Source organism: Enterococcus sp. AZ156, assembly GCF_051714165.1.
Taxonomy (GTDB): domain Bacteria; phylum Bacillota; class Bacilli; order Lactobacillales; family Enterococcaceae; genus Enterococcus_B; species Enterococcus_B pernyi.
Genome location: NZ_JBIORI010000001.1, coordinates 2811163 through 2824958, shown reverse-complemented (window position 1 = coordinate 2824958; position 13796 = coordinate 2811163). Strand labels below are relative to the sequence as shown.

8 protein-coding genes and 1 other annotated feature are annotated in these 13796 nt (G+C 39.6%); of the genes, 5 read left to right on the top strand and 3 right to left on the bottom strand.

The window, feature by feature from the left end; translation table 11 throughout:
* The first annotated feature begins 2 nt into the window (after positions 1-2).
* On the top strand, positions 3-1772 hold the full coding sequence (locus IGJ95_RS13325; protein ID WP_023520486.1) for an ABC transporter ATP-binding protein: 1770 nt from the start codon (positions 3-5) through the stop codon (positions 1770-1772).
* Between the two features lie 733 nt (positions 1773-2505).
* Here IGJ95_RS13325 and IGJ95_RS13320 read toward each other — a convergent pair.
* The 3 genes from IGJ95_RS13320 to IGJ95_RS13310 are packed head-to-tail and all read right to left on the bottom strand — an operon-like array spanning position 2506 to position 4693.
* Complete coding sequence (locus IGJ95_RS13320) at positions 2506-3081, bottom strand: tRNA (mnm(5)s(2)U34)-methyltransferase (RefSeq protein ID WP_034689785.1); 576 nt, start codon at positions 3079-3081, stop codon at positions 2506-2508.
* Entirely contained in the window at positions 3075-4037 is a 963-nt protein-coding gene (locus IGJ95_RS13315) for a TIGR01212 family radical SAM protein (protein ID WP_438762105.1), read from the bottom strand. The genes IGJ95_RS13320 and IGJ95_RS13315 overlap by 7 nt, the downstream gene beginning before the upstream one ends.
* The gene (locus tag IGJ95_RS13310) at positions 4037-4693 is read right to left on the bottom strand and encodes a phosphatase PAP2 family protein (RefSeq protein ID WP_034689781.1); all 657 of its coding nucleotides are present in this window, start codon (positions 4691-4693) and stop codon (positions 4037-4039) included. Before IGJ95_RS13310 ends, IGJ95_RS13315 begins: the two co-directional genes overlap by 1 nt.
* Before the next feature lie 365 nt (positions 4694-5058).
* Between IGJ95_RS13310 and IGJ95_RS13305 the strand changes: the two genes are divergently transcribed.
* The 4 genes from IGJ95_RS13305 (at position 5059) to IGJ95_RS13290 (ending at position 13786) form a co-directional block, all read left to right on the top strand.
* Complete coding sequence (locus IGJ95_RS13305) at positions 5059-7086, top strand: LysM peptidoglycan-binding domain-containing protein (RefSeq protein WP_438762103.1); 2028 nt, start codon at positions 5059-5061, stop codon at positions 7084-7086.
* Between the two features lie 70 nt (positions 7087-7156).
* Positions 7157-7369, top strand: a binding site (T-box leader).
* Positions 7370-7459: 90 nt separating this feature from the next.
* A complete protein-coding gene (gene leuS / locus IGJ95_RS13300; RefSeq protein WP_438762101.1) occupies positions 7460-9874 on the top strand; it encodes a leucine--tRNA ligase in 2415 nt (804 codons plus the stop codon).
* 585 nt (positions 9875-10459) lie between these two features.
* Positions 10460-13312 (top strand): hypothetical protein, encoded by a 2853-nt coding sequence (locus tag IGJ95_RS13295; protein WP_438762099.1) that lies wholly within the window; start codon positions 10460-10462, stop codon positions 13310-13312.
* A gap of 159 nt (positions 13313-13471) precedes the next feature.
* A complete protein-coding gene (locus IGJ95_RS13290) occupies positions 13472-13786 on the top strand; it encodes a PTS cellobiose transporter subunit IIB (protein ID WP_010734143.1) in 315 nt (104 codons plus the stop codon).
* Positions 13787-13796 lie beyond the last annotated feature (10 nt).

Genomic DNA, 13796 nt, shown 5'->3' with positions numbered 1-13796 from the left:
CCATGACTGATTTGATTAAAGCAAGTAAGTTTTTCTATCATTATTTAAAGCGGTACAAGGTTTCCTTCTTCTTTATCTTTATTACTGTGATTGCAGCAACTTACTTACAAGTAAAAGCACCTCAATATATCGGGGAAGCTTTCCAAGAATTAGCAAATTATATTACTGCTTTGATGCAAGGTGTTGATGATAAAAGCAATTTCCTTTCGATTATTTGGAAGCTTTTGATGTTTTATGTTTTAGCCAGTGCGGCAAATTTTATTTACAGTATTTTATTTACACAAGTGGTCGGGAAATCAACGAACCGGATGCGTATTGGTCTATTCAATAAATTAGAAAAATTAACGATCCGCTTTTTTGATTCCCATCAAGATGGGGAGATTCTTAGTCGCTTCACTAGTGATTTGGATAATATCCAAAATAGTTTGAACCAAGCACTTCTTCAAGTGATCACGAATGCGGTTCTATTAGTTGGTATCTTGATCATGATGTTCCGCCAAAATGTCCAACTTGCTTGGGCGACGATTGCTTCTACACCGGTCGCGATTTTGATTGCTGTCCTAGTCATTCAAAAAGCCCGCAAATATGTCGACATCCAACAAGATGAAGTCGGTAAATTGAATGGTTATATGGATGAAAAGATCAGTGGGCAACGCGTGATCATCACGAATGGTCTGCAAGAAGAAACAATCGAAGGTTTCTTAGCTCATAATCAAACTGTTCGTGAAGCAACATTTAAAGGACAAGCATACTCAGGGTTACTTTTCCCAATGATGCAAGGTATGTCTTTAGTCAACACAGCGATCGTGATCTTCTTTGGTGGCTGGTTAGCGTTGAATGGTGATTTGGAACGTTCAGTAGCGCTAGGATTAGTAGTTACTTTCGTCCAATATTCCCAACAATATTATCAACCATTGATGCAAATTTCTTCTGGCTACAGTATGATCCAGTTAGCGATCACTGGAGCGCGAAGACTGAATGAAATGTTTGCTGAAAAAGATGAAGTGAAACCACAAAACGGCAAACCGTTTGCGGGGATCGAAAAGGGCTTATCATTGACGAATGTTGATTTTGGCTATAGTCCAGAGAAATTAGTCTTAAATGATGTTTCCATTGATGTGAATAAAGGCGAGATGGTTGCTTTAGTAGGCCCAACTGGTTCAGGTAAGACAACGATCATGAACTTGTTGAATCGCTTCTATGATGTGAACGGTGGCTCTGTGAGCATTGACGGAACAGATATCCGCGAGTATGATTTAGACGAATTGCGTCGACATGTCGGCATCGTTCTACAAGAATCCGTTCTATTTTCTGGTACGATCCGAGACAATATTGTCTTTGGTAAACCAGATGCAACGGATGAAGAAGTAGTTAGCGCAGCGAAACAAGCAAATATCCATGACTTTATCCAGACGCTCGAACATGGCTATGATACCCACGTCTCTGAGGAAAATAATTTGTTCAGTACGGGGCAAAAGCAATTGATCAGTATCGCGCGAACAATCATCACGAATCCAGACTTATTGATTTTAGATGAAGCAACAAGTAACGTGGATACAGTAACTGAAGCAAGAATCCAAAAAGCAATGGATGAAGCGATCAAAGGTCGGACAAGTTTCGTGATCGCCCATCGCTTGAAGACGATCCTGAACGCTGATCGCATCGTTGTTTTACGTGATGGCAAAGTGATCGAAGAAGGAAACCATCATCAATTATTAGCAGAAGATGGCTTCTATGCAGAGTTGTATCATAATCAGTTTGTGTTTGAATAGGTGGTGGGAGAGAACGAATGTCTCACTCCCGTCATTGTGTAACGAATGTTCAAATGGAAGTCGAAAAACACCAAATCAAGAAGCCCTTGGTTTGGTGTTTTTCATGTCATGCAGTCTGATTGGCGTGTTTGGATGAATCCAAACATGAACCTTGAAAAATTAGCAAGGCTCCCGTACTTATGTAACAAAAGTTATGGTAAATAGTTTTCAGTTATTAGAAAGTGAATCTATGATTTCTTATTAAGTCAGGTCAATGATTTTAGAAATCATCACTATGCAAAATAAAAAGAACTTAGTCAAGTATTCCTCATGATAATCGTTTGATCAATAGAAGTGACGATGAATTTCTATTCTAAATACACAGACACACTGGAATATTAATTGTATTATAGTATAATTTATTCAACAAAGAACAGGTTCATATTACGACCAAAACCCACTAGCTGGCGGGCTAGTGGGTTTTGTCTAAGCGTGTTACATAGAACATAGTCAGGAGAACATCATGGGTATTTTAGAAATCCTAATAGCCATCATCAGTTTTATTTTGGCAGTAGGCGTAACAATATTGATCATTCGTATGCTAAAACAGTATTTCACCAAATCATAGCTCAAATGTGATCAAGTGAGGGGCATTAAGAAAATAGAATTCTAATTGGTCGTTAGGTTCTGCTAAAAAATGAAAAAACTCTTTATCTTCTCAGTTTTATCATACTAGAAGACAAGGAGTTTTTTATTAGTTGTGGCGTTTCTTTTTTTCGATACAATACAAGATTGGAGGATTATTTTTTTGATTGATAAATTGATAATTCAAAACATTGAATTGTTCTTGAGGCAACGCTTGGCAAAAGCTTTGTACCATATCTAGTTCTGCTTCGCCACCTTGATGGCCATAATAAACGACGATGATCATGCGACCTTGTGGAACTAAACGTTTCAAGATTTCTTCCATCGCTGTTTTTGTCGTTTCAGGTAGGGTGATGACGGATTTATCACTTTTTGGTAAATAGCCTAAGTTGAAAATACCGGCTTTGATCGGCTGTTGTTCAGCAATGACTTCACCAATGGTTTCATGGCCTTGTAAAAACAGGGTCGCCCGCTCCAATAAGCCATTCTCTGACAATTTCTGTTGTGTGGACGCCAATGCTTGCTGTTGAATATCAAAACTATATACTTGACCGGTTTTTCCGACTTTTTCTGCCAGAAATAAAGTGTCATGCCCATTGCCCATCGTGGCATCAATCACATGATCTCCTGGTTGGATGATTTCCTCCAATAGCGTATGACTATAATGAAGTGCCGTTTTCAACATCCGCTTTTGACTCCTTCTCGAATATTGTATTTTCCTTGATAGCTATTGCGACGAATCATTTCTTCATCGATCGCATTCAAGACTTCCCATTTTTTCAAACTCCACATCGGACCGACCAATGAATACCAAGGCGCATCACCAGTTAAACGATGGATGATGATCTCTTGTGGGATCATTTCTAATTGGTCACAAATGACAGATACATAATCGGCTCGACTCATCAATTGCAGTCTGCCCTCGTGATAGTCACGTAACATCTTTGTTTTACGCATCAAGTGCATCAAATGTAGTTTGATTCCTTGGATATCAGAATCTAAGATCGTGCGACGAACATTTTCTCGCATCATTTCTAATGATTCTCCTGGCAATCCGTTGATCAGATGTGTACATACACGTATGTTGTGCTTCCGTAATTTAGCAACACCGTCTAGGTACGTTTGATAATCATGTGCCCGATTGATCAGGACGGAGGTTTCTTCATAAGTCGTTTGTAAGCCCAATTCTACCCATAAGTATAAACGTTGATTCAATTCAGCTAAGTAATCCACAACTTCATCGGGTAAGCAATCTGGTCTGGTACCAATTGATAAACCCACGACACCTGGTAGGTTGATGACCTGTTCAAATCGTTCACGAATGACTTCGACTGGCGCATGGGTATTTGTGAAATTTTGAAAGTAAACGATGTATTGATTCACTTGTGGCCATTTTTTGTGCATCATATCGATTTCTTTTTGGAGTTGGATCGGTAGTGGCTCTTCTGGAGCAACGATCATATCACCAGAGCCAGAAACACTACAAAAGGTACAACCACCGTGGGCAACTGTTCCGTCACGATTGGGACAATCAAAGCCACCATCGATCGGTACTTTAAAAATTTTTCCACCAAATTCATGACGTAACGCATAATTCCAAGAATGGTAACGTTTATTTCCTTCAGCATAAGGAAATTCCATTAAAATCCCTTCTTCCTATTTGATTGTGTAAATGGCAAGCGTTGTTGGACATACCAAGGATAAGTCAAGCATAACCAAAACAGGCTCAAGCTATATCCACCGAGGATATCACTAGGATAATGGACACCCAGATAGACACGACTAGCGCCAATACTCAGAATCAGTAAACCTAACAATACTTGGATCATCCATGCCCAATCTCTTGTCTTGATCAAGGATGGCATCAAAAAAATCAGTGTGCCATACAAGATCATACTCGTTGCAGCGTGTCCACTTGGAAAACTATACGTCGTTTCGACAACTAAATGTTGAAGACTTGGACGGTCACGCATCACTAAAAGCTTGATCAGTGGATTTAAGATCCCAGCAATTAGCACAAAATTGAGGGTAAACCAATAAAGTTCTTTTCTTTTTTTCTTGAACCATAACCAAAGAGCAACTAATCCAAATACTAAAATGACAGTTATTGCATTTCCAAATGTCGTGATCAACCGCTGAAATGGATTCCAATCAGGATAAGGAATACGAATCCAATGGGTCAGCGTTTGGTCAAAACTAGACAATAGATCCACACGAAATAAGACAAGTAGACTCAACGCTAGAAAAAGCAAGAAGCAACTTGCGGCTGAGATTTGGAAGATTCTTTTATTTTTCATTTAACTCCTCCTTCATGCCCAATCATTATAGCATTTATTATAAGAACGAAAAACAAGAGTTTTCTATTCCTGTTCACTTGGATCAATGAATAAAAATATATTGTTATGCAAGTTGTAATGTAATAGCAACCCTCAAGTAATATAACCGACATATTTAATTTGAAAAATAGGTGGTCATATATAATTTAATAACTCGGAATCGTTTGATTAAAGGGTTAACAAAAGCGTCAAATCAAAAAATTACGAAAGATTACATAAAGATTACAAAACAACGTAATAGTCTTAAATAACTTTTAATAAATATTAAGAGAAGTTATAATTATTGATAAGGCTAGATAAAAGTAATTAAATATGGGGGATAGTATATGCAAAAGGAATTAGTAGGACGAAAAGAACGCAGACGTCTGGAACAAGCGAAGCGTTACCGTAAAGTAAAGCGAAGTGCGGCAATCGTCGGAACCGCAATGGTGGGCTGTTCAGCTGTAGCACCAGTATTACAATCAGTCGCTGTCAATGCGGATGAAACACCGATCCAAATGAACTCTCGGATCAATACCGCTGCATTTATCACAGAAATTGCAACATTTGCACAACCAATCGCAAACGCGAATGATTTGTATGCTTCAGTAATGATCGCTCAAGCAGTTGTCGAAAGTGGTTGGGGTGGCAGTACATTATCACGTGCACCTTATCATAACTTATTTGGGATCAAAGGAAGCTACCAAGGACAAACTGTTTATATGGACACGCTTGAATTCTTGAACAACCAATGGGTGACGAAAAAAGAACCTTTCCGTCAATATCCTTCTTTCGCAGAGTCTTTTAGTGACAATGCCTATGTACTTAGAAATACTTCATTTGGTAATGGCTACTACTATGCAGGTGCTTGGAAGAGTAATACTCGTTCTTATACGGATGCTACTGCCCATTTGACAGGACGCTATGCGACGGACCCAAGTTATGCGACAAAATTAAACAATCTTATCATGACGTATGGCTTGACTAAATATGACACACCAGCAACTGGAAATGCAGGCGGTGGTGCGACTACTGGCGGCGGCAATACGATTAATACAGGTAACACAGGAAGTACAAATACAGGAAGCACGAATACAGGAAATACTGGTGGAAGTACGACTACTGGTTCAACGACGTACACAGTAAAATCTGGTGATTCTGTTTGGGGCATCTCAAATGCTCATGGCATCTCAATGGCACAATTGATTGAATGGAATAATATTAAAAATAATTTTGTTTATCCAGGACAAAAATTGACGATCAAAGGTGGTACAGCTGGCGGATCTTCAACAACAAATTCAGGAAACAATACAGCTTCTGCAGGTAGCAGTTCTGCTGGAACAACAACAAACAATTCGTCCGGTACGCGTTATACAGTCAAAGCAGGTGACTCTGTTTGGGGTATCTCGAATGCTCACGGCATCTCAATGGCACAATTGATTCAATGGAATAATATAAAGAATAATTTTGTTTATCCAGGACAAAGCTTGATCGTTTCTAATGGTGGGTCTGCTTCTGTAAATACACCATCGACACCAAGCACATCACCATCAACACCATCAACACCAAGTACAGGTGCTTCAGTTTCTGGTGCAAAATATACGGTCAAAGCAGGTGATTCTGTCTGGGGTGTCTCTCATGCCCACGGTATCTCAATGGCCCAGTTGATCCAATGGAACAACATCAAGAACAACTTTATTTACCCAGGACAACAGTTGGTTGTTTCAAATGGTGGCGCATCAAGCACTGTATCAACGAGTCCAGCACCTTCAACAACGACGAATAATCCAACGACTTCAAACACAGCAAGCCAAGGATCAGGCACCTACACGGTCAAAGCAGGTGAATCGGTGTGGAGCGTCGCAAATAAAAATGGGATCTCGATGAACCAATTGATCGAATGGAACAATATCAAAAATAACTTCATCTATCCAGGTCAAAAACTGATCGTAAAAGGTGGTAGTACAGCAGCACCAACATCTACACCGACAACAACGCCGGCAGCTGCGCCAAGCACACCGAATACGTCAGCAGCAACGAACACATCAACGTCTGGTGATACGATCTATACGGTCAAAGCAGGTGAATCTGTTTGGGGTGTAGCTGATAAACACGGCATCACGATGGATCAACTGATTGAATGGAACAATATCAAAAATAATTTCATTTATCCAGGCCAAAAAGTGGTCGTGAAAAAAGGAAATACAACAGCAGCACCTACGTCTAATGATGGCAAACGTTACACGGTCAAAGCAGGTGAATCCGTTTGGGGTGTAGCTGATAGCCATGGCATCTCAATGGCGCAATTGATCGAGTGGAACAACATCAAAAATAACTTTATCTACCCAGGACAAAGTTTGATCGTTGCAAAATAATCGATCTGACTGAAATAATAGTTGATTGATTCAATAATATTTGTTACTATGAAGCTACTAAAAATTTAGTTGATCAACGTTTGAAAAGGAAGTAGTAAAAAGTCGAAAGTTTTAGAGAGCACATGGTTGGTGAAAATGTGTACGGACGCTTTTGAACTCGCCTTTGAGTTGCACCTGCTGAACAGTTCTCCCAGTAAGCAGAGGCGGTGACGACCGTTACAACGTTCAAGGCCTTGTTTAGTAAGGCAAAATTAGGTGGTACCACGTAGATTACGTCCTATAAAAAGAGCAATCTTTTTATAGGATTTTTTTGTTTTTCAAGGCCAGATGCTAAAAGAAAAACAGATCATTACATCAAAATAGGGGGTTCAAGATGAGCTATAATCACAAAGAAATTGAAAAAAAATGGCAAAAATATTGGGCAAAAAATAACACCTTCAATACGCATGATGAACCAGGCAAACCAAAATTCTATGCGTTGGATATGTTTCCATATCCATCAGGACAAGGTCTACATGTTGGGCATCCAGAAGGCTATACTGCAACAGATATCTTAGCACGTTTCAAACGTAGTCAAGGTTTCAACGTGTTACATCCAATGGGGTGGGATGCATTTGGACTACCAGCAGAACAATACGCATTGGATACAGGGAATGACCCTGCAGAATTTACGCAAAAAAATATTGAAACCTTCCGTCGCCAAATCAATTCACTTGGTTTTAGTTACGATTGGAATCGTGAAGTCAACACAACAGACCCTGAGTACTACAAATGGACACAATGGATCTTTACAAAATTATATGAAAAAGGGTTAGCCTATGAAGCAGAAGTAGCAGTGAACTGGGTACCTGAACTAGGTACAGTGATCTCAAACGAAGAAGTGATCGACGGCAAAAGTGAACGTGGTGGCTATGATGTCATACGCAAACCAATGCGTCAATGGATGCTGAAAATCACCGCTTATGCAGATCGTTTGATCGATGACCTAGAGCTTGTGGATTGGCCCGAAAGCATCAAAGAAATGCAACGTAACTGGATCGGTCGTTCAGTCGGAGCAAATGTCACGTTTAAAGTGGCTGGCACAGACAAAGAATATACGGTCTTTACCACACGTCCAGATACGTTATTTGGGGCAACCTACTCTGTGCTAGCACCAGAGCTAGACTTAGTTCGTGAGATCACAACTCCAGAACAAAAAGAAGCAGTCGAAGCGTATATCGCAGAAACAGCGAAAAAATCAGATCTTAAACGAACAGATCTTGCCAAAGAAAAAACCGGCGTATTTACAGGGGCGTATGCGATCAACCCAGTAAATGGCAAGGAAATCCCTATCTGGATCGCTGATTATGTGTTAGCTTCTTATGGAACAGGTGCGATCATGGCAGTACCGGCACATGATGAACGTGATTACGAGTTTGCACAAACGTTTGATCTAGAAATCTCACCAGTCATCGAAGGTGGCGATACTTCAACAGCTGCCTACACAGAAGATGGTGTGCATATCAATTCTGATTTCTTGAACGGATTGAACAAAGAAGAAGCCATCGAGGCGATGAATCAATGGTTGGAAGAACATGGCGTTGGGAAAAAAGAAGTCAGCTATCGCTTGCGTGATTGGTTATTTTCTCGTCAACGTTATTGGGGAGAACCAATCCCGATCATCCATTGGGAAGACGGCACAATGACAACAGTAGCAGAAGAAGAATTACCACTACGTTTACCAAAAACAAGCAATATCCAACCAAGTGGCACAGGGGAGTCACCATTAGCAAACATTGACGAGTGGGTCAATGTCGTTGATCCTGAAACAGGTAAAAAAGGCCGTCGTGAAACGAATACGATGCCACAATGGGCAGGAAGCTCATGGTATTACCTACGCTATATCGATCCACATAATAAAAAAGAATTAGCTAACTATGAAAAACTAGAACGATGGTTACCAGTAGATATTTATATCGGTGGGGCAGAACATGCGGTACTTCACCTATTGTATGCTCGCTTCTGGCATAAATTCCTTTACGATATTGGCGTGGTACCAACAAAAGAGCCTTTTGAAAAATTGTTCAATCAAGGAATGATCCTTGGAGAAAACAACGAAAAAATGTCTAAATCTCGTGGCAATGTTGTCAATCCTGACGATGTCGTAGAAGCATATGGTGCGGATACGTTACGTCTCTACGAAATGTTCATGGGCCCATTAGACGCATCGATTGCTTGGAGTGAAAATGGCTTAGAAGGTAGCCGTAAATTCTTAGATCGTGTTTGGCGTTTGATCGTGGACGAAAACAATAAAATGCGTGATCGTATCACGACACTGAATGACGGTAAACTTGATAAAGTATATCACCAAACAGTAAAAAAAGTCACAGAAGATTACGAAAATCTACATTTCAATACAGCGATTTCTCAATTGATGGTCTTTGTCAATGAAGCATATAAAGTCGATGCCTTACCTTATGAATATATCGAAGGATTCGTACAATTACTTGCGCCGATCGCGCCACATATCGGTGAAGAGCTATGGGCGATCCTAGGCAATGAACAAGATCTTTCTTATGCACCATGGCCGACTTATGATGAAGCTGCTTTGATTGAAGATGAAGTAGAAGTCGTCTTCCAAATCAATGGAAAAGTTCGTGCAAAAGCCAGTGTCGCACGTGACTTATCAAAAGAAGAACTAGAAAAAACAGCGATGGACGATGAGAGTATCAAAGAACAACTAGAAGGAAAAACAATCAGAAAAGTGATCGTGGTTCCAAATAAATTAGTCAACATCGTCGCAAATTAATAAGTAAGCACCAATAGAAAAAAAGTAAAAACGAGATGCCACATTCTCATGGAAATCATTTGGATTTCATGAGAATGTGGTTTTTTTTTATAAATTTCCATCGGAGGGAAATTTTATTATCAGTGATGATTTCATATTTTTACTCTATGTAATAGTTATCCCTTTTTGTTCAAGGAATAGTAATTAATCTAGTGTAGACAAGTAAAAGGTAAAGTTGAAAAAAATAGTTATCAACTGGGGTTCACGTCTTGGGTGTTTTTTTACCTTGCTAACGGTAAAAAAAGATTTTATTAGTATTTTGAAATTATGGATAATGTTTGTATGGCATTTGCGTTATTGTTTTTTGAGTTTTTTTCATTTTTTTAGCGGGTTTGCACCATTGATTCCACATAAAAATCCTGCATAAACTCGCAATGATTTTTGCGAAGGTGCCTGAGCTAACTACATACCTTTTATTTATAGCTGAACTTTGCAGAAAACTTACGATCGAGTGCTCGTTTAAGACGATTACTTATCTCAATCAGCTTATCCAAAAGGATAGATGATTACATGCATTGTCAAAAAATAAGAGAGGGGAGAGAATTTTTGAAAGCAAAAAAAATACGGATTATCGCTACCTCATTCCTATTGTTTCAACAGGCATTGCTACCTTCAGTGGTAATGGCAATAGAAAACGAGTCGATAGCTAATACAGAGCTCATGGAAGAGCAACCAGAAAGCCACTTGTCTGAAGCGACCACCGAAGTGGTCGAAGAACAAGAACAAATGATTCACGAAGAGCTACCAGAAGTACCGAACGAACCTGAACCACAAGCAGAAGTGACAGAGGAGTCCCTAGAGACAGTGGAACCACAAGCAGTGCCTCCACTTGATGAAAGTCTTTTATCTGGCTATTTGGGGCGATTGAATTTGACTACAGAAAATGTTAGAGAGTTGACTAATCACGGTAGAAGTTCATATCTAGAAAATATCTTACAAAATACAATTAATCGAACAATCGATTTAAATACAGCTGCAGGTTCATCCACAACATTCGCAGTTACTGTACCGACTCACTCTTTAGTTGAAAGAATCAATGGCAATAATGGATGGATTTCGTCAATTGCGACTGACAGTCCTGCAGGAATGCCGGACGAATTTTACACACAGATGTACTACGGCAATCATTCGACCCACCAAAATACTTATAATTTGAATAATATAGTATCAAGTAATTCAGCTATTGAGGTTTCTGCAACAGTGATAAAGAATGCTAACTATACTGCAACCATCAATTTCACAGTTACACGAACACAAACAGGGAATACAGCGATATCATTAGATATTCGTGGAAATGTAGTGCTAGGTTCAACGGTTGTCGCAACGCAGTTTCCGAATATTGCTACACCAAGGAAAGTGATGGAGCTCAATTATACAGGGGAAACAATTGCACACTTGACTATCAATCCGGTTGCTTCAGTGGGTGTTTATGAAAATGTGACTGTTCAGGCGACGAGAAATCAGAGTCTTCCTCAATCAGTCATTCAAGGCTGGTTCCATACATTACCGAGTACAGGTAGTTGGAGTTATTCCACGCTTAGTTTGGCAGGCGGCTGGTATCCTGGTTACAGTAATAGAATACCAGTGTATCTTCATGATAACCATTCAACTGCAAACCCTAGCCAATTTTGGACAAATGTGACGGTTGTTGATACCGAAGCTCCTACTGGAACACCAAAAGGGACGGGGACGTCCATTGAAGCGAATCGACATCGCGATTTCACTCAAGAAGAGCTCCGATCCGCACTAAATACACTTAGTGATAATTGGACATATCCAGAAAACATAAAGGTGACTTATGAACGGAACTTATCCGAGTTAAGACCAGGTACATCTTATCAAGATGGCTTTACCATTACGGATGAATCGTTAAATGCTGGCGATGTTTCACCAATAAGAATCTCTATTGTTGATACATTAGCCCCAACAGGAACAGTACAAACAGAGACAATCGATCTTTCTGAAGTGACAACAGAGATTCCTTCGCGAACAGATCTCATGCAGTTTTTAAATGATGATCTTGATGATAACTGGACCTTACCAGAAAATATCATTATTCAACTCGTTGACGAAAATGGTACAGTGATAAACTTACAAAATTTAGAATCATCAGATGCTATCCAGACAGGTTATATTCGTTTAGAAGATGAGCGAGGAAATCAATCAAACTTACAAGAAGTCAAATTTACACTAGACAACGAAGGACCGACAGGAAATGTCGTAACCCAACCTGTCGATTTCCAAGCACGAAGAAAAGATGAATTGACGAGAGACGATCTATTACAGTTCTTTACTGAAGATCCATTGGATAATACGACGGCCTCAGATCAAATCGATCTTTCTTTGCGGAATGATTTAGGAGAAATTGTGAGTGTCGTCAATGTCGCACCTTCAATGACCGTCTATGATGCAAAAGTCCGTTTACAAGATATCCGAGGCAATCAGACGGAATATCCTGTGAACTATCGAGTGATCGATACGCAAGCACCGACAGGAAGCGTCAAAGGAACTTGGACCGAGTTTGAAGCCGATCGTCATCGAGATTTTACTCAAGAAGAGTTGCGGTTGTTGATCTATGATTTAGCGGATAATTGGTCAGAGTTAGAAAATATTCAATTGAAAAGTCAGTATCCCTTGTATAGTTTACCTCCGAATACTGAATACAATACCTATTACATGGATCTCACAGCAACAGATGAAGCTGGGAATGAATATGTCTTTAAAAATATCATGCCACGGATAGTAGATACCACAGCACCCGACGGAACATTAAAAGATCCATTGGTGTTCACAAAAGGACAAACAGTACCAGATGCTCGTGAATTTCTAGATGGGGATCCAACGGATAATTGGTCATTGTCACCAGATATTCAAGTCGAAGTTGCGTATGAAAATAATGCCGTATTTGCAGATTTAGCGGTAGGCGATCATGGTGTAACGATCACCTTAACAGACCAAGCGGGCAATGTTCGGACACTGAACAGTCAAGTCACGATTCTAGAAGATACGTCCGAGTACATTGATGTGACGATTCCTGTGAACGTATCCTTTGCAGAAAGTAAAGAAAGCAATGGTATCGTCTCACCAACATATCAGATCCAAAACAATGCGGAACGAGCAGTCCAAGTGTCAGTGAGTTCGGTCGTTAGTCAATCCGCTACGGAAAAACTAACAGAAATCGATCTTGGGGTAAAAAACAATTTGAATGACAATCAAATCATGTTGATCTCATCAGGAAAAAACCTCAATAACCGCAGAGAATTAGGAACGATCGAAGGGCATAGTACTTCTTTCTCCTTCTCATTATTTGGCACAGTTGGTGAAAACTTTGATTTTGAAGGCTTGGATGATCCCTTGAATCCAATCTACAGTATGCGTTTGAATTTCCATGCGCAGTAATTGATAAGAAGAAGTTGCACAACTGTGTGACTTCTTTTTTGTATGTAATCTTATAACTATTTTCCTAAACGCTACGGAAAAATCTATTTTGAAAAGAAAGCGATTTCATTTTATAGTGAATGTAAGAAATCCAATTAAAAAATTAGAGGAGTGATCGTAATGAAAAAAGCATTGATTATTTGTGCCGCAGGAATGTCTTCTTCGATGATGGCATCAAAAACAACAGAATATTTTAAAGGAAAAGGGGAAGAAGTATTTGTTGATGCGGTTTCTGCAACTGAAGGGGACAACCAAATCAAGACAAGTGATTTCGATTTGTTCTTGATCAGTCCTCAAACCACAATGTACTTGGATAAATTTGTTAAACTAGGAAAAACAGTAGGGAAACCGGTCGTAAGTATACCATTCCAAGCGTATGTTCCTATCCCTACAGGTATCCAAAAATTAGCGGAGCTGATTGAGGAAAATATATAGACGAATAGGG

Excerpts from the sequence above, each read along its gene's own strand:
- IGJ95_RS13325 (WP_023520486.1), top strand. The coding sequence starts at position 3 with ATGACTGATTTGATTAAAGCAAGTAAGTTTTTCTATCATTATTTAAAG.
- IGJ95_RS13320 (WP_034689785.1), bottom strand. The coding sequence starts at position 3,081 with ATGTTGAAAACGGCACTTCATTATAGTCATACGCTATTGGAGGAAATC.
- IGJ95_RS13315 (WP_438762105.1), bottom strand. The coding sequence starts at position 4,037 with ATGGAATTTCCTTATGCTGAAGGAAATAAACGTTACCATTCTTGGAAT.
- IGJ95_RS13310 (WP_034689781.1), bottom strand. The coding sequence starts at position 4,693 with ATGAAAAATAAAAGAATCTTCCAAATCTCAGCCGCAAGTTGCTTCTTG.
- IGJ95_RS13305 (WP_438762103.1), top strand. The coding sequence starts at position 5,059 with ATGCAAAAGGAATTAGTAGGACGAAAAGAACGCAGACGTCTGGAACAA.
- leuS (WP_438762101.1), top strand. The coding sequence starts at position 7,460 with ATGAGCTATAATCACAAAGAAATTGAAAAAAAATGGCAAAAATATTGG.
- IGJ95_RS13290 (WP_010734143.1), top strand. The coding sequence starts at position 13,472 with ATGAAAAAAGCATTGATTATTTGTGCCGCAGGAATGTCTTCTTCGATG.